This window comes from Roseburia sp. AF15-21, from assembly GCF_003479505.1.
In the GTDB taxonomy this organism is placed as follows: Bacteria; Bacillota; Clostridia; order Lachnospirales; family Lachnospiraceae; genus Roseburia_C; species Roseburia_C amylophila.
The window spans coordinates 176,235-194,853 of sequence record NZ_QUHG01000001.1 but is presented as its reverse complement, the minus strand read 5'-3'; the positions used below and the strand labels follow the sequence as shown (position 1 = coordinate 194,853).

At 40.1% G+C, this 18,619-nt stretch carries 20 protein-coding genes; 1 reads left to right on the top strand and 19 read right to left on the bottom strand.

The window, feature by feature from the left end:
* Positions 1–2: 2 nt before the first annotated feature.
* The 16 genes from DWW33_RS00915 to proB all read right to left on the bottom strand — a co-directional run bounded on the left by DWW33_RS00915 (position 3) and on the right by proB (position 14,539).
* Positions 3–971 (bottom strand): DUF2953 domain-containing protein, encoded by a 969-nt coding sequence (locus tag DWW33_RS00915; protein WP_118638681.1) that lies wholly within the window; start codon positions 969–971, stop codon positions 3–5.
* 2 nt (positions 972–973) lie between these two features.
* On the bottom strand, positions 974–1,315 hold the full coding sequence (locus tag DWW33_RS00910) for a hypothetical protein (protein WP_022243761.1): 342 nt from the start codon (positions 1,313–1,315) through the stop codon (positions 974–976).
* 44 nt (positions 1,316–1,359) lie between these two features.
* Entirely contained in the window at positions 1,360–1,812 is a 453-nt protein-coding gene (locus DWW33_RS00905) for an NUDIX hydrolase (protein ID WP_022243760.1), read from the bottom strand.
* Between the two features lie 133 nt (positions 1,813–1,945).
* Positions 1,946–3,424 carry a peptidoglycan D,D-transpeptidase FtsI family protein gene (locus DWW33_RS00900; protein WP_118087435.1) on the bottom strand — a complete coding sequence of 493 codons (1,479 nt, stop codon included), beginning with the start codon at positions 3,422–3,424 and terminating at the stop codon, positions 1,946–1,948.
* Positions 3,348–4,736: an FtsW/RodA/SpoVE family cell cycle protein gene (locus DWW33_RS00895; RefSeq protein ID WP_118638680.1), complete on the bottom strand. Its 1,389-nt coding sequence runs from the start codon at positions 4,734–4,736 to the stop codon at positions 3,348–3,350. The genes DWW33_RS00900 and DWW33_RS00895 overlap by 77 nt, the downstream gene beginning before the upstream one ends.
* A gap of 13 nt (positions 4,737–4,749) precedes the next feature.
* On the bottom strand, positions 4,750–7,002 hold the full coding sequence (locus tag DWW33_RS00890) for a peptidase U32 family protein (protein ID WP_118638679.1): 2,253 nt from the start codon (positions 7,000–7,002) through the stop codon (positions 4,750–4,752).
* A 71-nt stretch (positions 7,003–7,073) separates the two neighbouring features.
* Positions 7,074–7,589 carry a cell division protein ZapA gene (locus DWW33_RS00885; protein WP_117698409.1) on the bottom strand — a complete coding sequence of 172 codons (516 nt, stop codon included), beginning with the start codon at positions 7,587–7,589 and terminating at the stop codon, positions 7,074–7,076.
* A gap of 95 nt (positions 7,590–7,684) precedes the next feature.
* Positions 7,685–8,677: a Holliday junction branch migration DNA helicase RuvB gene (gene ruvB / locus DWW33_RS00880; RefSeq protein WP_022243755.1), complete on the bottom strand. Its 993-nt coding sequence runs from the start codon at positions 8,675–8,677 to the stop codon at positions 7,685–7,687.
* 12 nt (positions 8,678–8,689) lie between these two features.
* Positions 8,690–9,307, bottom strand: a complete 618-nt coding sequence (gene ruvA, locus DWW33_RS00875; RefSeq protein WP_118087432.1) for a Holliday junction branch migration protein RuvA — start codon at positions 9,305–9,307, stop codon at positions 8,690–8,692.
* Positions 9,271–9,780, bottom strand: a complete 510-nt coding sequence (locus DWW33_RS00870; RefSeq protein WP_118057426.1) for a Gx transporter family protein — start codon at positions 9,778–9,780, stop codon at positions 9,271–9,273. The genes ruvA and DWW33_RS00870 overlap by 37 nt, the downstream gene beginning before the upstream one ends.
* A gap of 8 nt (positions 9,781–9,788) precedes the next feature.
* The gene (locus DWW33_RS00865) at positions 9,789–10,166 is read right to left on the bottom strand and encodes a NusG domain II-containing protein (RefSeq protein WP_118638678.1); all 378 of its coding nucleotides are present in this window, start codon (positions 10,164–10,166) and stop codon (positions 9,789–9,791) included.
* Positions 10,167–11,606: a tRNA (N6-isopentenyl adenosine(37)-C2)-methylthiotransferase MiaB gene (miaB, locus tag DWW33_RS00860; RefSeq protein ID WP_118638677.1), complete on the bottom strand. Its 1,440-nt coding sequence runs from the start codon at positions 11,604–11,606 to the stop codon at positions 10,167–10,169. It abuts the gene before it with no gap.
* A 30-nt stretch (positions 11,607–11,636) separates the two neighbouring features.
* Complete coding sequence (locus DWW33_RS00855; RefSeq protein ID WP_118057425.1) at positions 11,637–12,881, bottom strand: glutamate-5-semialdehyde dehydrogenase; 1,245 nt, start codon at positions 12,879–12,881, stop codon at positions 11,637–11,639.
* A gap of 12 nt (positions 12,882–12,893) precedes the next feature.
* Positions 12,894–13,481 carry a 5-formyltetrahydrofolate cyclo-ligase gene (locus DWW33_RS00850; RefSeq protein WP_118638676.1) on the bottom strand — a complete coding sequence of 196 codons (588 nt, stop codon included), beginning with the start codon at positions 13,479–13,481 and terminating at the stop codon, positions 12,894–12,896.
* On the bottom strand, positions 13,453–13,680 hold the full coding sequence (locus tag DWW33_RS00845; RefSeq protein ID WP_118638675.1) for a DUF896 domain-containing protein: 228 nt from the start codon (positions 13,678–13,680) through the stop codon (positions 13,453–13,455). Before DWW33_RS00845 ends, DWW33_RS00850 begins: the two co-directional genes overlap by 29 nt.
* A gap of 4 nt (positions 13,681–13,684) precedes the next feature.
* Positions 13,685–14,539 carry a glutamate 5-kinase gene (gene proB / locus DWW33_RS00840; protein ID WP_118087429.1) on the bottom strand — a complete coding sequence of 285 codons (855 nt, stop codon included), beginning with the start codon at positions 14,537–14,539 and terminating at the stop codon, positions 13,685–13,687.
* 174 nt (positions 14,540–14,713) lie between these two features.
* Here proB and DWW33_RS00835 point away from each other — a divergent pair, with 174 nt between their 5' ends.
* Positions 14,714–15,745 (top strand): FAD:protein FMN transferase, encoded by a 1,032-nt coding sequence (locus DWW33_RS00835; protein ID WP_243088478.1) that lies wholly within the window; start codon positions 14,714–14,716, stop codon positions 15,743–15,745.
* Positions 15,746–15,757: 12 nt separating this feature from the next.
* On the opposite strand, the gene DWW33_RS00830 is transcribed toward DWW33_RS00835, so the two are convergent.
* From DWW33_RS00830 to rsxA, 3 genes are all read right to left on the bottom strand, one after another.
* Positions 15,758–17,152 carry an MATE family efflux transporter gene (locus DWW33_RS00830; RefSeq protein ID WP_118638673.1) on the bottom strand — a complete coding sequence of 465 codons (1,395 nt, stop codon included), beginning with the start codon at positions 17,150–17,152 and terminating at the stop codon, positions 15,758–15,760.
* 82 nt (positions 17,153–17,234) lie between these two features.
* Positions 17,235–18,026 (bottom strand): RnfABCDGE type electron transport complex subunit B, encoded by a 792-nt coding sequence (locus DWW33_RS00825; protein ID WP_117946913.1) that lies wholly within the window; start codon positions 18,024–18,026, stop codon positions 17,235–17,237.
* Positions 18,027–18,039: 13 nt separating this feature from the next.
* Entirely contained in the window at positions 18,040–18,615 is a 576-nt protein-coding gene (gene rsxA / locus DWW33_RS00820) for an electron transport complex subunit RsxA (protein WP_118638672.1), read from the bottom strand.
* Positions 18,616–18,619: the final 4 nt, after the last annotated feature.

Below are 18,619 nucleotides of genomic sequence, written 5' to 3'. Positions count from 1 at the left end.
TGTTAAAATTGCTTTATAAAGTGTTTCACATCCGGATTTCTCCAGATTCGAATTGCTGCCTTTAATAAATGAATCACCTGTATCCGTCCCTTTATATCCCAGCTGCCTTCGATATAAAAACGTTCTGCCTCGAAATCCGGCATAATAGATACCTTATCATAATATAAAAATGGTAATACGCTGAGCACTGCTAAAACCTGTCCTGTGGCTGCCGGATCTTCCATACCATAAGCAACATCTGCCTTCATATGCTTTGGTCCGTATTTTTTTAACAACCCTATTACATCACCCATGACAAACCGGACGGCACTTCTATTCTGCTCATCCTGTATCCACTGATTCACTTTTTTTATTTTACTGCCGATATTTTTTAATTTCTGCGGAATTGCTTTTATCTTTTCTACTATCGAGCGTATTGTCTTGCTGATTTTACCAAATACGGAAACAGACTTTTTCTTATATGTCTTCTTATGGTGTTTCTGTTCATACTGTTTTTCCGTCTGTTCTTCTTGCACTTCAGCCGGTGGATTCTGTTCTTCTAACCCCGTTACATCTATCTTTTTTTCAATCGCCGGTGCTGTTTGTTCTTCCGGCTTCTGACGTTTCTGCACTAAGTCTTTTTCTGGTTCCTTATGGGATTTTTCCCCGGATTTCTTTTTCTGCTTTTTCTTTACTTTCTTTTTCTCTAATTTCTTTTTGGATTTTTCATCCGATGGATACTTCCATGCTTTTATGCCAAAAATCTTTAAAACTGCAAGCCGCTTTCCCTGCTCCATTAGAAAGGAAAAACGCAAAGCCATAAGACACCATGCTCCATGCACTTTTAACGTAGTCTGTCCCTGCCTTGTCTCTCCACGAATCCGGTAAGATACCGGAGCAAACAGCAAAAGCATGATAAGTAAAACCAGTAAACCTAATATGCATAATAATATTATGCCCAGGATTTTCAAAATAGATAACAGCACTGTCATCCTCATGTCTCCATTTCAGTATTTTTACGAGTCTGCTGTTTCAGTACAAATTTACGCACTTCAAATGTTCCTGTTTTATGATAAATATCATTCACAATTGCTGCTGACATCTCTAATGCTGCGTCATATCCTTTTTCCAGACCGATAATAAAAAGTTCTTTCTTCGGATATGCCTTTTGTAATAAATCTGTTGCCGGTATAATATCCAGAAGATTCTCTTCATTTGACGGAAGGGTCAGAAGATAAAGCGACGGCTGTGGCACATTCCGCTCCACTCTGCTTTTTACCTTTGCTTCCTGATTTTTCAGCCTTTCTCCCAGATATAAATTAGAATACCAATGCATGCTACACCTCATATCTGATTTAAAAAAGCAGTCAGATGGCTGCTCTAATAATATTTGTGGGTTCCCCACAGATTACACTTTTTCAAATCCAGATATTCATTATAAGCTTTTTCCAAAATCTGCTTCTCATTGGCAAATTTTAAAAGATGATAGGCTTCATGATATTTATAATATCCGGAATCTACAAAGAACTCTTCACGTTGTGGCTTACTGTAATAACTGTCTGCCATCATCAGATACCAATGTACCTGTTTCTCCACCGTATCTTCTGGCACAGTAAAGCTATACTGGCTCTTCCCGACATATTTGATTATGGATGCATCTACGCCCGTTTCCTCCAATACCTCTCTTGCTGCGGTATCTTTGAATTCTTCCCCGGGTTCTACTGTTCCCTTTGGAAGCACCCAGCCTTCGTACTTATTCTTATAATTCTTATAAAGAACAAGCACCTTACCCCGAAATATTACCACACCACCACAACTTGTTGCTTCAATCATTGCAATACCTCCTGATGTGGTCACTACCTTTTGTTTAACAAACAGTATACCCCTTTTTTCATAAGGATGCAACAATCCATTTCAGAAGTCCCGGATGATTCCTGACGCAGCATGTCATCCTATCTGTTTTCATTTATCTGTAATATACATCAAAAACCTGTTTTGCTGCCGGAACTGCAACGGTACTGCCTGCACCTGCACCTTCTGCAATTACAACAACTGCAATATCTTCCTTATCCTCCCGGTGTGCATATCCAACAAACCAGGAATGGCTTTCTCCCTTATTGTTATTAAACTCTGCGGAGCCGGTCTTGCCGTATGCAGTATAACTCTGCCCATTTAACTTGGATGCAGTACCATCTGCAACTACACCTGCCATAAATTCCTGCATGGTCTTTGCTTCTTTTTCCGAAAGAAGCTGTTTGCTTGCAGCCGGCTCATATTTCTTTACTTCTATACCATTTTCATTTTCCGTATGGTCTACCACATAAGGTTTCATCAGAATACCATCGTTGGCAATTGCACTGGTAATCAATAACATATGGAGTGGTGTTACCAGCGTCTCTCCCTGTCCGATTGCCGTCTGCATTTTCATACTTTCCGGGGATTCATCTGTTAATTTAAACTGACTTTTACTTGTTTCAAAGTTTCCCGGCAGTGTCTTATCAAACATCAGATTTGAACAAAGGTCCGAAAGAGAATCTGTGTCCAAAGATAATCCGATATTGGCATAAGATGAATTACAGGAATTTGCAAAGGACTGCTTCAAATCCTGCGTTCCATGCACGGCATTATTATAACAGTGTATTGTAAAATCATTCTCTGTAATACTTCCGTTACAGCTATAACTGTAATTCTCATAATCCGGATTTTCCCGGATATATTCTAAAGTTGTAATTATTTTAAAAGTAGAACCAGGCGGATATAATCCCTGGGTCGCCCGGTTTAAAAGAACCGAGTTATTATTATCTTCTGAAATAATGGAATCCCAGTCTGCCGCAATAGTATTCGGGTCAAAATCCGGTTTGGACACCATGGCAAGCACTTTTCCGGTGGAAGGCTCCATCACAACAACTGCACCATCATAATTACCCAATGCCTGATATGCAGTTTCCTGCAAAGTGGAATCCAACGTGGTAACCACATTGTCTCCCATGCTTTTTTCATCTTTAATCTCGTTAAACATACGCTCTAATACAAAAGAATGGGAACGTAAAAGATTAAAGTTCATATTGGATTCAATACCTGACTTTCCATTGGTGGAAAAACCGACCACATGCGCATACATATTACCATAAGGATATTTCCGGGTTTCATTACCGGCAGCATCCACTACGGTCTCGGCCAAAACTTTGCCATCTGCTGACATAATCTTTCCTCTGACCACACGGTCTGCAAAAGTATCCTGTCTGCTATTATATGGACTATTGATAAAATCTTCGCTTTTTACCGTCTGAAAATATACCATATATCCCATCAGGCAGATAAAGATAGCAAGGAAAAGATAAGTAATCACTGCAAATTCTTTATTCTTACTAACTGAGGTCCCTGACTTCTGTTTCGAATCCCGATTTTGCTTTCTTTTTTGCTGATTTATATTCTCCTTTTTCATTATGTGACACTCCTTCGTCTTCCCGCAAAATATATAATCCCTGAATAATGCCAAATATAATCAATGTACTTAACATGGAGCTTCCTCCATAACTGACTAACGGAAGGGTTACTCCGGTGGATGGAATAAATTTTGTTACTCCGCCAATGGTTAAGAATACCTGAAATCCGTAAATCGTTCCAAGTCCAAGTGCCACCAGCTTATAAAAGGAATCCTTTAACTGCATGGCAATATTTAAAAACATCAGGAAACAGCTTACACAGACCAAAATAAGACACAGGGCAAACATTCCACCCAGTTCTTCTGAAATTGCTGCGAAAATAAAATCCTGTTCTACTACCGGTATTTTATTTGGCATGCCCTGATATAACCCCAGACCGAAGAAGCCTCCGGTCCCGATTGCAAAAAGTGACTGGCAGATCTGATAGCCCTCTTTGTCAATTACTTTTAGAGGTGTTTTCCATGCCACCACACGGACTCTGACATGGTTAAATAATTTATAGGCAATTACTGCCGCTACACTTCCCGCCAGCAGTCCACCAGCAAAATAGAGTGGTTTTCTCGTTGCCACATAAAGCATTGCCATATAAGCCACAAAGAAAATCAATGCGCCACCTAAATCCCTGGATAATACCAGAATCAATACATGCAGCGCTGCAATCAAAGTGGTAATTATCACCTGACGGAATTCCGTTGATTTATGATACATGGCAGCCACAAAAAACACAAAAAGAATCTTAATAAATTCGGACGGCTGTACCGTAATTCCTGCTATGGTAAAGGAAATCTTTGCTCCATAGCTGGTGCTTCCTGCGATACATACAATACCAAGTCCCACAATACCGATTGCCGCATAAATCCAGGTAAGATTCCGGAAAAATCCCATCCTCCGTATCATCACCGGAATCACAAGGGAAATCACACAGGATACCGCTGCAATTGCAAACTGTTTGATAGCATGTCCAAAGTTCAGGCGGGTCAGAATAATAAACCCGATGATCATAAGCATACACATATTATTGGCTAAAAGTCTCGAAGCCTTCGGATAACATAATTTGTACACATTCCGCACCACAACAAGAAGAATTATCTGCGCCAGATAAAAAATAAAGGTATATGCATCCTCTGTCACCGCAAATATGACTAAATATGCCGTAAAATGAATCACATACAAAATCCTTGCCTGCCGTTTAAATTTCTTTTCCTGTTTTCGTTCTGATATATTCCGGAATACCGCAAAACATTCATATGTATACACGGAAAACAGAATAATCAGTGCATATTTTGATAACTCCACAATTAAATGAACCATAAATACCTCTGCTTTATTCTACGCCTCGTTTAAAATGACCATTGGTGCATTCCATTGGCAGCTGCCCCAAAATGCCACCATTTTTATAAATATCGCCATAAATTGTTAAAATCTGTTCTGTCTCTTCTTCAGTCTCTGTCGTAAAGGAAAGCCTTACGGCAGCTGGTGCAATCTTTTTCACGGTTACATCTTCCTTAAAGAGACAGACCGGAAGCGAATTATAAATTACGTTATAACATTCCGAGCAGAAATTTTTCACCGGAAAATGTACCGAATAACGGTCTTTTAAGGTCAGCACGTCAGGCTGATGCATACAGCCCAACGTGTTCTTATGAATACACTGTGCCGTTATCATAAGCGGAAGCCTGCCATAGATAATCATTTCAGACCGGCTGTTTTCTCTTCTTAAAATCTCCTTCCGGTTCAATTCCACCGGAATTGTATCCTGCATCATTCCAAGATGATAAAAATATTCTGCTGCTTCATTGGAATAGGTATATAAATTACTGTCGGATACCATCTGCCAGTTTTCATTGCCCCATTCCTTTATAAACGCAATCTCATCAAGACTCCGCACCATAATACCATCTAATGGAAGCTTTTTTAGCTCCGGCATGATTTTTTCATAAAAAAGACTGGTCTGCTGCCGGAAAATAAACGGGAATACATAAAATGCTTTCTTACCGGATGCCTGTACCCTGTCTATATCCTCACTTAACTTGCGAATCAGATTTTCTCTTGTATACAACATACAATCAAGATAAACCGTATCCACGAAATCGGCTTTTAATACTGCCGGAAGCTGTTCTGCGTCTTCAATCAGTACCCGGACTTCTGTGGATGAACCGGCGGATTGTTGTCCAGAAGTCTGTGATAATGACTGTCCGGAAATCTGCTTTTCTTTTATGGCATTTCCTGTTGTCTGCCTATCTGTTTCAGCGGAAGAAGTTTCCACCAATTCTGGAAGCGTTCTTTCATAAGGTTTCAACAACGCTTCTTCTAATGCTTCCAACGCACCTCTTCGCAGCTGGTTCAACTGGTTTACCGGCATAAAAATATCATCATCCATTGTAACTTCAAGATTTTCAAAAACAAATGGTGTATTTCCAGTCTTTGTAATCTTTTCTGTTACAACTTCTTCCGTCAACGGACGATTCTGCGCTACAAGAACCATATCTCCCTGATAAGAAACTTTTATTTTTCCATATTGCACTTCTATCTTAGCAGGGCATTCTTTATTTAATATTAACTTTCCTTTAATCTTTTCTTTTAATTCGGTGTCTACATATTCTCTACGGATGTTATCCTGAAGAACACCTTCGCTCTTATTATGGGAAGCACTCTCTCCGCTTAGCATATCACTGTCATTATGATGATAGTAATATCCGTTGGTAAAGCCACCTCGGTTTCCAAGTTCTAAAAGTGCCCTGATATCCTTCTTCTCCACCGGAATACGGCTTCCATCCAGATAGGAATCCATATATTTTCGGTAAATACTTACTACACCGGCAGCATACTCCGGTGTCTTCATCCGTCCTTCTATCTTAAAGGAATATACCCCATGGTCTGCCAGTTCATACAAAAATGGCAGTGTACACATATCCTTAAGGCTCAGAATCGGTGTTGCATGATGTCCGGTAAGACTTTTTTCTCCCTGCAATACTTCATAGGAAAGGCGGCATGGCTGTGCACATCTGCCACGGTTTCCGCTTCTTCCGCCGATGATACTACTGAAAAGGCACTGTCCGGAATAACAGTAACACAATGCGCCATGAATAAAGCTTTCCAGTTCCACGCCTACTTCATCATGGATTCTTTGAATTTCTTCTAAGGACATTTCTCTCGCTGTCACCACACGCTCTACACCCTGTTCCTTTAAAAGCCTGGCTCCCTCTACATTGGTAATGGTCATCTGGGTACTGGTATGTATCGGAAGATTTGGAAAATGAGTTTTGATAAACTCCATAACGCCCATATCCTGCACGATGACAGCATCTAATCCCGCTTCATAATAAGGGTGCAGATAATCATAGAGCTGTCCTAATTCATATTCTTTTAACAGAGTATTCACCGCAAGAATAATTTTGCGTCCATGAATATGTCCGAAACGGATTGCTTCTAATAATTCTTCTTCGTTAAAATTATTGGCATATGCTCTTGCACCGAACATACTTCCGCCAAGATATACGGCATCTGCTCCGGCATGAATGACTGCCTTTAATGTTTTCAAGGAACCTGCCGGTGCTAAAAGTTCTAACTCTTTCATCTTTCCTCATCTCCTATGGCAACAAAAGGGACAGATAAATGTCTGCCCCCTTTCATAGTTTTTATTCTCTATTACGCTTTCTTTCCGGAAGGCTTTTCCTCTTTCTTTTCTTCCGTATGGTCTGTTTTCTTTTCCTCTGGTTTTTCAGTTTTTTCCGGTTTTTCAAGTTTATCTACTTTACCAAGTAAAGCATCTTCTAAGGTTGCTTCTAATCTGGTCTTATTTAAAAGCAGCTCTTTATTTTCTTTTTCCAGATCCTTTAATGACTTGGCATCACTTTCCATGCGGATCTGGTTGGAAATCAGTTCATGCTTTAAATCATAGATTTCACGGTCTTTTACCTCTAAATCCTGCTCTAATTTTTCAACCTGATTTTTCGCTTTGAAGTAATCATCTGCAATGTTCAATGCCAGCAATGTGGAACGCATATCACTTGGAATTCTCTTATATTCATCCAGCATTTTAAATTCTGCAATCTTATCATTGATATAAGTTGCTACCTTCTGTAAATACTCCTGACTCTCATATCCACTTAAAGTATATACTTTTCCATCAATAATCACTTCTGTATTATTTTTTGCTGCCATTTTCATTTCCTCTCTGCGTATCTGCCTAAAAATATTCTCTGACTACTACATATAGCATATTATAGCTATAAATCTGTCGAAAAACAACTATTTTCTTAGCCCTCTATTCCAAAGTGATGATATGCAAATTCTGTTGCGACCCTTCCCTTTGGTGTCCGGTTGATAAATCCATTCTTTACAAGATATGGTTCATAAACATCCTCTATGGTTCCGGCATCTTCCCCAATCGCTGCCGCAAGGGTATCCAGCCCTACCGGACCACCCTGGAATTTTTCAATAATCGTAAGCAAAATGTTCCTGTCATTCTGGTCTAATCCCATCTTGTCTACTTCCAGTAAATCCAGTGCAAAGGATGCTACTTCTTTGGTAATTTCACCATTGTACTGCACCTGTGCAAAATCACGCACCCTCTTTAAAAGGCGGTTGGCAAGACGCGGCGTTCCTCTGGAACGGCGTGCCAATTCGATTGCACCTTCCTCATCAATCTTTACCTCTAACTTTTTTGCAGAATGGACAATAATTGTCTTAAGTTCCTCCACATTATAAAATTCAAGATGATGAACCACTCCAAAACGGTCTCTTAAGGGTGCCGATAAAAGTCCGGCTCTGGTAGTGGCACCCACCAGCGTAAAATGCGGTAAATCAAGGCGGATTGAACGGGCAGTTGCGCCTTTTCCCACCATAATGTCAATGACATAATCCTCCATGGCAGGATATAATACTTCCTCTACCTGCCGGTTCAAACGATGAATCTCATCTACAAATAAAATGTCACCTTCTGCAAGATTACTCAAAATAGCTGCCATTTCTCCCGGCTTTCCAATTGCCGGACCGGAAGTGACTTTCATATGTACGCCCATTTCATTGGCAATAATGCCGGCAAGAGTAGTCTTACCAAGTCCCGGAGGACCATAAAACAATACATGGTCTAAGGACTCTCCACGCTGTTTTGCAGCCTCTATATACACTTTAAGATTTGCTTTTGCTTTCTCCTGACCAATATATTCATCCAAGGTCATCGGACGCAGTGTTTTTTCGATTTTGATATCTTCATCCTGCATCTGCGTTGAAATTACACGTTTTTCCATTTTCTGCTCCTCTTATAAGAATGCCATCTGCTTCAAAGCCAGTTTTAAAATATCTTCTACCGAACTGTCTTCCGTAATTTCAATATCACGAAGAACCTTCAAAGCCTCTGTGGAAGAATAACCCAGTGAAACCAGTGCCTCTACTGCTTCATTGCGGATTCCTTTTAAGCCGTTGCCAGAAGCAGCTTCCTGTGTATGGCTTAATTTCTGTTCAAAGGCATCCTCTAAACTAAGCTTGTCTTTTAATTCTATAATCAACCGCTGTGCCGTCTTATTTCCAACACCCGGAGCTTTTGCAATTGCTTTTGCATCATCAGATAATACTGCAAAACGCAAATCATCCGTTGACATGACAGAAAGAATTGCCAGTGCACCCTTTGGTCCGATTCCGGATACACCAATCAGCAATTTAAATACATTCAAATCATCTCTGGTAAGAAAACCATATAAAATAAATGCATCCTCTCTGACACAAAGATAAGTATAGATTTTTACTTCTTCGCCAACTCCCGGTAGCAGAGATAATACCTGTCCCGGAATATAAATATTATAGCCGATTCCGCCATTTTCAACGACAATATGATTCTCTGCCACTATTTCGGATAATTCGCCTTTGATATATGAATACATAATCTTCCTCCTACTTCCTTTGCCACAATTCCAATCAGGGCACCCGTCACAAAGCCTGCAATCAATAAAACCGGCATATAGTAAATGACATAGTATGAGCTTACCAGAAATCCTGCTACGATAAGCTGTCCCATATTATGTATGATTCCGCCACAGATACTGACCGTAACTACATGAAAACGGTTTATCCGAATCAGAATAAACATAAGTACAAAGCTTAATAATCCGCCGGCAAGTCCATAACAGATGCTGACCAAATTTCCAAATAAAATTCCGGTAAGCACAATACGAAGCACCGATACACAAAGAGCCTCTCTCCAGCCAATCAGATACAGCATCAGCACCGTAACAAGGTTGGCAAGTCCAAGCTTTACTCCCGGTATTCCAATGGCAAAGGGCAATATTGCTTCCACATAACTTAATATCATGGCCAGTGCCAAAAACACGCCAAGATATGCTACACTTTTCTTCATGCTTTCACCTACCCAGCCACATCATCCAATGTATTTTTCTGCTCACTTTCTACGGTTACTACAACCCGGTTTGGCAGACAGATAATGGATTCTTTATCTTTGGAAATTGCTTTCTGATGCATACACAACTGATCCGGGCAGTTCGCCTCAAGCATATAGGCAGTCCCATTTTCAATCGTTACGATATTGGTAACTTTTCCATCTATTTTAATTGGAATCTCTTTATTTTCTGTCAGGGAATATCTGCCATATTCGCTGCCATTTACCGTAATGATAATACTGTCACCGCTTTGTAATGCAGAGGTCATTCCTACATAGAAAACTAAAATAACTACTGCAAGCATTCCCAGCAACAGGATATCATTTTTTCCAAAACGACGGTTCATTTACTCTGCAACCTCTCCCATATAATAAAAGCCTTTGCATTCTTTTAAATATACCGGTACGATAGTTCCAATCATGGATACATCACCCGGCAGATGTACCACTGAGTTATTGGATAATCTTCCGGTTACAAGGCCTTCCTGCTGTTCATCTAATTCTTCAACTAATACATCCTGCACGCTTCCGGTTAATGCTCCGGCTTTCTTTGCGGAAATCTCCTGTACCTGTTTTAACAGCCGGTCAAAACGGTCTTTTATCACATCTTCCGGAATCTGATTTTCCATTTTGGCAGCAGGCGTTCCGGTACGTTTTGAATAAATAAAAGTAAACGCGCTGTCATACTCTACCTGTCTTACCACATCCATGGTCTCTAAGAAATCTTCTTCAGTTTCTCCCGGAAATCCTACAATAATATCTGTTGTAATTGCCAGATCCGGCATTGCTTTTTTGATTTTTTCAACCAGTGCAAGATAATGCTCCTTGTCATAGTGACGGTTCATTTCTTTTAACACTCTGCTGCTGCCGGACTGAAGCGGCAGATGAAGATGTCTGCAGATTTTCTTGGAATTCTTCATTACTTCAATCAGTTCATCGGATAAATCCTTTGGATGGGATGTCATGAACCGGATTCTTTCCAGACCTTCAATCTTTTCTACTTCCTGTAAGAGCTGTGCAAAGGTCACTGGTGTATCTAAGTTCTTTCCATAGGAATTGACATTCTGTCCTAAGAGCATAACCTCTACTACACCATCTGCTACCAATTTTTCAATTTCTCTTATGATATCCTGCGGTTTTCTGCTGCGTTCTCTTCCTCTTACATATGGCACAATACAGTAACTGCAGAAATTATTGCAGCCAAACATAATATTAACACCGGACTTAAAGCTGTATTTCCGTTCTACCGGAAGTTCTTCTACAATTTCTTTCGTATCATCCCAGATGTCAATGACCATTTTCTGCTCTTCAAAGCAGCGTACCAGAAGTTCTGCAAATTTAAAGATATTATGGGTTCCGAAAACCAGGTCTACAAAACGATAACTCTGTTTTAATTTTTCCACAACCTCCGGTTCCTGCATCATACAGCCGCATAATGCAATCATCATATCTTTATTCTTTTTCTTAAAGCCGCTTAAATATCCCAGACGTCCGTAAACCTTATTGTTGGCATTTTCACGTACGGTACAGGTATTATAAATGACAAAATCTGCTTCCTCGGAATCGGTCTCTTCAAAACCTACAGTCTCTAAAATTCCGCATAATTTTTCAGAATCTCTGGCATTCATCTGGCAGCCAAAAGTTGTCACATGAAAGGTAAGCGGTCTGCCTTTTTTCCTTGAAATCTGCGCCACATACTGCTTTGCAAGGTCCATAAAATAAAATTGTCTCTGTGGTTCCATTACCGGAACTTCACCGGTGTGATTTATCTTTTCTATTTCTCTCATTTCTTTTCCTGTTTTCTTTATATTTTCTTATTATTCTCTGATCTGTCCATCCCCGTAAATGATATATTTGGTGGTCGTCAGTGCTTCTAAGCCCATCGGTCCTCTGGCATGCAGCTTCTGGGTACTGATTCCGATTTCTGCCCCAAAGCCAAACTCAAATCCATCAGTAAAACGGGTGGATGCATTTACATAAACAGCCGCAGCATCAATCTCATTTAAGAACTTCTGTGCATGCTCATAATTATTGGTAATGATTGCTTCCGAATGTCCGGTATTATATTTATTGATATGTGTAATGGCTTCATCAATATCTGAAACTGTCTTTGCAGAAATAATATAATCCAAATATTCGGTGCCCCAGTCTTTTTCTGTTGCAGCCACTGCATCTTTTGTAGCTTTCTGAACCCGCTCATCCCCACGGATTTCTACATGGCTTTCGGATAATTTTGCAGAAAGGCGTGGCATCAGTTCATCTACGATGCTCTCATGCAGCACTAAAGATTCACAGGCATTGCATACACCGATGCGCTGTGTTTTGGCATTATTAATGATATTCACCGCCATATCAAGGTCTGCGGTTTCATCCACATAAATGTGGCAGTTACCGGTACCGGTCTCAATCACCGGAATTGTAGCATTGGCTACCACAGCACGAATCAGTCCTGAGCCACCTCTTGGAATCAGTACATCCACATACTCATTCATTTTCATAAATGCAGTAGCAGTTTCCCGGCTGGTATCTTCGATTAAAGAAAGCACTCCTTCCGGCAGCTGGTTATTACTTAAAGTTTCATTGATGCTCTTTACGATTGCCATATTGGAATGAATGGCATCACTTCCACCTTTTAAAATCACGGTATTTCCAGTTTTAAAGCACAAAGCAAAGGCATCTGCTGTTACATTTGGACGTGATTCATAAATAATTCCAATGACACCTAATGGTACACGCTTCTTTCCAATCATAAGTCCATTCGGGCGCTGTTTCATGGAAAGGACTTCTCCTACCGGATCTTCTAATTCTGCTACCTGGCGGATTCCTTCTGCCATCTGTGCAATACGCTCTTTATTTAACATCAGACGGTCTAAAAGTCCCTGATGCATTCCGGCTTCTCTTCCTGCATCCATATCCTTCTGGTTTGCTGCTAAAATAGCATCGGTATCTTCTACTAAATGTTCTGCAACTTCAAGCAAAATCTTTTCTTTTTCTTTCATGCCCATATTCCGCATGATGACTTCTGCTGCTTTTGCTCTCTTACCTAATTCCTGTAATTCCATAATTCCCTCCTGCTACTTATTTTCGTCTCTGTTATCCGTTACTTTATAAATCTTCTCCGGTGTTACAAGATAATCCATCAGAATATCATAAGCCTCCATAGGTACCTGTTCTGCAAGCTGACAGGATAATGCAATTCCAACCCGGATTACTTTCTTATATTTCTGAAAAAAACGATCATAAAAGCCCTTACCATATCCGCTTCTTCCACCGTTAATATCAAAGACCAGTCCCGGTGTGAATACAATTGTTTCCTCCTGCTCAAGTTCTGCTAAATCCATCGCCGGTATCTCATCCTTTGGCTCCATCACATGAAAATACCCTTCCTGAAAATCATCTGTACTATTGACTTCACAAAAGTCCATTTCTTCTCCACGTACCCGGGGGAAAGCTGCTCTTTTTTGAATACTTTCTTTAAAAAAAGGCAATAAAGAAGCTTCTTTCCCAAGGGGATAATAAAAGAAACAATTTTGTGCTTTCTGAAAGATTTCCCAGGTACTGATATTCTGACAAATCCTTTGGGATTCTTCTCTTACAATATTCTCCGGCATTGCATTTCGCAGTGTCTTATACTTAGTTCTGAAGCTTGCCTTTGTTTCCATATTTTTCTCCCAGATTGGTTACCGTTCCATCTGCATTTACCATATCAATATTATCTAACTGTCCCTTCAGATTCCGCTTTACACTTGCTATGTATTCCTTGCGAAGTGCTGCCTGTTCTTCCTTTTCTTCCGGTGTCAGTCCTTCTTTCTGGGATTTATGATATAATTCATTGATTCTTGCTATTGTATTTTCAATCATCTTTTTACCCCATGCTTTCTTCTACATAATCTGCAATATAGAAATCATCATTTTTATTGGCTTTGAAAAAGGTTCCCACCTGTTTTCCTTCGAAAATCTGATGCAGAACTCCCACATCCTTTGCATTGGCAATAATCATATCTGCTCCGGATAAGGTTGCAATCCTTGCTGCCGTTAATTTGGTGGTCATTCCACCGGTACCAACATCACTACCTACTGTATCTCCTGCCATGTTTTCAATCCGGTTATCAATTTTTTCTACTACCGGTATCAATTCTGCTTTTGGATTCTTTCTCGGATCATCCGTATACAACCCGTCAATATCAGATAAAAGAATCAACAAATCTGCTCCTACCAATGAGGCTACAATAGCCGACAGGGAATCGTTATCACCAAACTGCATCTCATAAGTAGATACGGTATCATTTTCATTTACAATTGGTATAATTCCCATTTCAAACAATTCTTCAAAAGTATTCTGGGCATTTTTTCTCGACACGTTATCAACCATAGTTTTTTTTGTCATAAGAACCTGTCCCACATTCTGGTGGTACTCTGAAAAAAGCTTTTGATAAGTCATCATAAGTCTCGCCTGTCCCACTGCCGCACATGCCTGTTTTACAGCTATTTTCTCCGGTCTTTCTTTGAATCCCATGGACTGTCTTCCTACTGCAATAGCCCCGGAGCTGACCAGGCATACATCCATGCCCTGATTCTTAATATCACATAATTCTCTTACCAAACGTTCCAGTTTTAAAAGATTTAATTTTCCGGTCTCTTCATGTAAAAGAGATGAAGAACCGATTTTTACAATTACACGCTTCTTATTCTTTAATGTTTCACGCAACTGTGTATCCATTTTTCCGCCTCTTAATCATCTACGGCATATTCACTATCTGAATGCCGGTTATAATTTTTTATTAATATGCATACATTTTATACTTTATCATACCTTTCGAAAAAAATCATCTGTAAATTTTATCTTCCTTGTGCTATGCTTGTGCTATATGATTTTAAAAGAACCGGAGTATACATGATGAAAACAAAAAAGACGATATTTTCTTATAAATTAGCCTGCAGTTTACTTGCTTTCTTTCTCTTCTTCTGCTCCTTCTCCTTCGTGGGATGCGGACGCAGCAAAGAACCTGTTTCCAAATCTGATTTTTATTTTAATACAGTCATTACCATTACACTATATGGAGAAGAAAATGCTTCTTATATTGATGACTGCTTCAAGCTTGCTTCCCATTATGAGAACCTTTTCAGCAATACCATCGCAGACAGCGATATCAGTAAAATAAACAATGCTGGTGGCACACCGGTTACTGTGGATGATGATACGATTGAATTATTACAAAAAGGTATTTATTATGGTGATTTAAGCCTGGGACAGTTTGATATCACCATTGGTAAATTGTCTTCCCTCTGGGACTTTCCAAATAACAGCGGTACTGTTCCATCTGAATCTGATATTGAAGCCACACTTTCCACCATCGACTATCATGCGATTGTTATTAATGGAAACGAAGTTAGTCTTTCCAATCCGGATGCCATGATTGACTTGGGAGGCATCGCCAAAGGTTATATTGCTGATAAAATGAAAGATTATTTAAATGAAAAAGACATTACCTCCGGCATGATTAACCTTGGAGGCAATGTCCTTACGCTGGGTGATAAACCAGATGGAAGTAACTATAATATCGGTATCCAGAAACCATTTTCCGATGATGGCACTGCCATTGCTAGTGTTGAAGTCTCTGATGAAACGGTAGTAAGTTCCGGTGTTTATGAACGTTATTTCTATGTGGGTGATAACTTCTATCACCACATTTTAAATCCGAAAACCGGTTATCCTTATGACAATAACCTGCTGGGTGTCACCATTATCTGTCCGAAATCCGTAGATGGTGACGGACTTTCCACCACCTGTTTTGCTTTAGGATTAGAGGACGGCATGAAGCTGATAGAATCCTTGGATGACACGGAAGCCATTTTTATCACCGACGATTACGAACTTCATACCACTTCCGGCATCGGCAGCAATATTCCATTTCATGAAATGTAAGCCTTTTTCCTGTCAATGCTCCATAACCATATTGTTGACCCAGATTTTCTTCTTTACCATAACATATCCGATGATGCATTTTATAATCTCTATTAACTGACAGGATAAATAAATAGATACAATCGGAAGTCCTGTAAATCTGGTTAACACAAATGCCAGTGGAATATCTACCACCCAGATATAGACACTGTCAAAAAGGAAGGTAATGACTGTCCTGCCACCGGAACGCAGTGTGAAATAGGTTGCATGCATAAATCCATATAACGGCATGCAGGCTGATGCAATCCGGATAAATTGTTTTGCCAGTCCACGCACTTCTTCTGTCGTATTGTATATTCTTGGAAAGAACGGAGCAATTGCAAACATGCAGGCTCCTATGACAAAACAACAAAATACAGAAAATACAATCATCTTGCGGTCCGTATCCACCGCCTCTTCCAATTTACCAGCGCCAAGCTGCTGTCCTACAATGATGGATATTGCACTTCCTAACGCAATAAATACAACATTAAAAAGATTGGCTACTGTATTTGATATATTAAATCCAGCTACAACAGCAAGACCTCTTGTGGAATAACACTGCATCAGGACTGCCATTCCTCCAGCCCATAAAGTCTCATTTAAAAGCAATGGTGTTCCTTTTATGATAATCTGTCGTACCAGTGTTCCCGGTATTTTAAAATCACGGTAAGCTCCTACAATAAAATGATTCTTATCTGCTCTCGCATGGGTCCACAAGACAACAATAATGCATTCCACAACTCTTGCCAATACGGTTGCTGCCGCTGCACCTCTTACTCCTAATGCAGGCAGTCCAAATGCACCAAATATTAATACATAGTCAAACATCAGATTTACTGCTACAGAAGCAATTCCAGCTTTCATCGGAAGAACCGTTTCTCCTGTTTCACGTAATGTCTGGGCATATGCCTGAATCAATGCAAAAGGAACCATGGATGGCATTACCGTCTGTAAATACTGTTTTGCATACAATAATGTAGCTTCAATATCTCCCGTGCTTCCTCCTTCATGCAAAAACAGCCGAATTAACGGTTCATTTGCAAAGCCCAATATCAGCATCCATATGACTGCTAAGAAACCACAGGCTACAATTTTAAAACGGAAGGCATTCCGCACTCCTTTATGGTCCCCTTTTCCATAAAACTGTGCCCCAAAAATGCCTGCACCGGATACTGCTCCAAAAATACAGATATTGTAAACCAGCATCAACTGATTGATGATTGCGACACCGGACATCTGCTCCGTTCCAACCAGTCCTACCATGATATTGTCCAAAAGACTCACAAAGTTAGTGATGGCATTCTGTATCATAATTGGAATAGCTACCAGCAGAACCATTTTATAAAAATCTTTATTTCCAATATACTTTTCTCTAAATTTTCTCATATCCAATCCTCATATAACATCAACTACGCAAAACGGGACTGCCAAATCAATGACAATCCCGTTCTTTCTATCACAGAAACGATTATAAAATAATCTTCTTCGGACATTTCTCGGCACAAATGCCACATCCGGTACATTTCTCCTGGTCGATATAAGCCACATTATCTACGACATGAACTGCATCATTTGGACAGTTCTTCTCACAGAGATGACAGCCAATACAACCTACGGAGCAGGCTTTCATAACGTCTTTGCCTTTATCCTTGGAACTGCACTGTACCAGATGCTTTGCTTCATATGGTACCAGCTCAATCAAGTGCTTCGGACAGGCTGCAACACATTTTCCACATGCCTTACATACTTCCTTATCCACCTTTGCAATACCATCTACAACATGGATTGCATCAAACGGACATGCCTTTACACAGTTTCCAAAGCCAAGGCAGCCATAGCTACAGCTCTTTGCTCCGCCGCCCGGAATAAATGCCATAGCAGCACAATCTTCTACTCCGGTATATTCATAATCATGACCGGCTTTTTCACAGGTTCCTGCACATTTTACAAAGGCAACCTGCTTTGTGCCTTCTTCTGCAGCAACACCCATGATTTCACCGACTTTTGCTGCAACCGGCGCACCACCAACAGGACATCCATTGACCGGGGCATCACCTTTTACAATAGCAGCTGCAAGACCGGAACATCCGGCATAACCACAACCACCACAGTTATTTCCAGGAAGAACACCAACAATTGCTTCTTCCCTTTCATCTACTTCTACTTTGAACTTTTCTCCGGAAACGCCGAGGAAAAATCCAATAAAAAGTCCTACGCCGCCTACAATAACGGCTGCAATAATAATTGCCTGTACACTCATCTTTTCTTTCCTCCTAAATCATTCCTGAGAAGCCCATAAATGCAATGGACATCAGACATGCTGTAATTAATACAATTGCTGTTCCTTTAAATGGCTTAGGGATATCATTATATTCAATTTTTTCACGAATTCCAGCCATAATTGTAATAGCAATAAAGAATCCAAATGCGGTTGCAAAACCGTTCACAACGCCCTCTAAAATACCATACTCTTTGGTTACGTTAGTAAGTGCTACACCTAATACTGCACAGTTGGTTGTAATCAAAGGAAGATACACTCCAAGGCTCTTATAAAGAGCAGGCATGGATTTCTTTAAGAACATTTCTACAAACTGTACCAGTGCTGCGATTACAAGGATAAATACAATGGTCTGTAAATACTGTGTTCCCGTCGGAGTCAGTATAAACTTATAAATCAATGAGGTAACAAAGGAGGATATCGTTATGACAAAGATAACGGCTCCACCCATTCCAGCAGCGGTCTCTGTTTTCTTTGATACACCCAAGAAAGGACAGATACCAAGGAACTGGCTTAATACTACGTTATTTACAATGGCTGAACCAATTGCAATCAATAATAATGTCTGCATCTGT

Coding starts and splice junctions, on each gene's coding strand:
- DWW33_RS00850 (WP_118638676.1), bottom strand. CDS start 13,481: ATGGAAACAAAGGCAAGCTTCAGAACTAAGTATAAGACACTGCGAAAT.
- DWW33_RS00835 (WP_243088478.1), top strand. CDS start 14,714: ATGATGAAAACAAAAAAGACGATATTTTCTTATAAATTAGCCTGCAGT.
- DWW33_RS00905 (WP_022243760.1), bottom strand. CDS start 1,812: ATGATTGAAGCAACAAGTTGTGGTGGTGTGGTAATATTTCGGGGTAAG.
- DWW33_RS00830 (WP_118638673.1), bottom strand. CDS start 17,152: ATGAGAAAATTTAGAGAAAAGTATATTGGAAATAAAGATTTTTATAAA.
- ruvB (WP_022243755.1), bottom strand. CDS start 8,677: ATGGAAAAACGTGTAATTTCAACGCAGATGCAGGATGAAGATATCAAA.
- DWW33_RS00895 (WP_118638680.1), bottom strand. CDS start 4,736: ATGGTTCATTTAATTGTGGAGTTATCAAAATATGCACTGATTATTCTG.
- proB (WP_118087429.1), bottom strand. CDS start 14,539: ATGGATACACAGTTGCGTGAAACATTAAAGAATAAGAAGCGTGTAATT.
- DWW33_RS00845 (WP_118638675.1), bottom strand. CDS start 13,680: ATGATTGAAAATACAATAGCAAGAATCAATGAATTATATCATAAATCC.
- DWW33_RS00885 (WP_117698409.1), bottom strand. CDS start 7,589: ATGGCAGCAAAAAATAATACAGAAGTGATTATTGATGGAAAAGTATAT.
- ruvA (WP_118087432.1), bottom strand. CDS start 9,307: ATGTATTCATATATCAAAGGCGAATTATCCGAAATAGTGGCAGAGAAT.
- miaB (WP_118638677.1), bottom strand. CDS start 11,606: ATGAGAGAAATAGAAAAGATAAATCACACCGGTGAAGTTCCGGTAATG.
- DWW33_RS00865 (WP_118638678.1), bottom strand. CDS start 10,166: ATGAACCGTCGTTTTGGAAAAAATGATATCCTGTTGCTGGGAATGCTT.
- DWW33_RS00915 (WP_118638681.1), bottom strand. CDS start 971: ATGACAGTGCTGTTATCTATTTTGAAAATCCTGGGCATAATATTATTA.
- DWW33_RS00825 (WP_117946913.1), bottom strand. CDS start 18,026: ATGAGTGTACAGGCAATTATTATTGCAGCCGTTATTGTAGGCGGCGTA.
- DWW33_RS00855 (WP_118057425.1), bottom strand. CDS start 12,881: ATGGAATTACAGGAATTAGGTAAGAGAGCAAAAGCAGCAGAAGTCATC.
- DWW33_RS00870 (WP_118057426.1), bottom strand. CDS start 9,780: ATGAAGAAAAGTGTAGCATATCTTGGCGTGTTTTTGGCACTGGCCATG.
- DWW33_RS00890 (WP_118638679.1), bottom strand. CDS start 7,002: ATGAAAGAGTTAGAACTTTTAGCACCGGCAGGTTCCTTGAAAACATTA.
- DWW33_RS00900 (WP_118087435.1), bottom strand. CDS start 3,424: ATGAAAAAGGAGAATATAAATCAGCAAAAAAGAAAGCAAAATCGGGAT.
- DWW33_RS00910 (WP_022243761.1), bottom strand. CDS start 1,315: ATGCATTGGTATTCTAATTTATATCTGGGAGAAAGGCTGAAAAATCAG.
- rsxA (WP_118638672.1), bottom strand. CDS start 18,615: ATGCAGACATTATTATTGATTGCAATTGGTTCAGCCATTGTAAATAAC.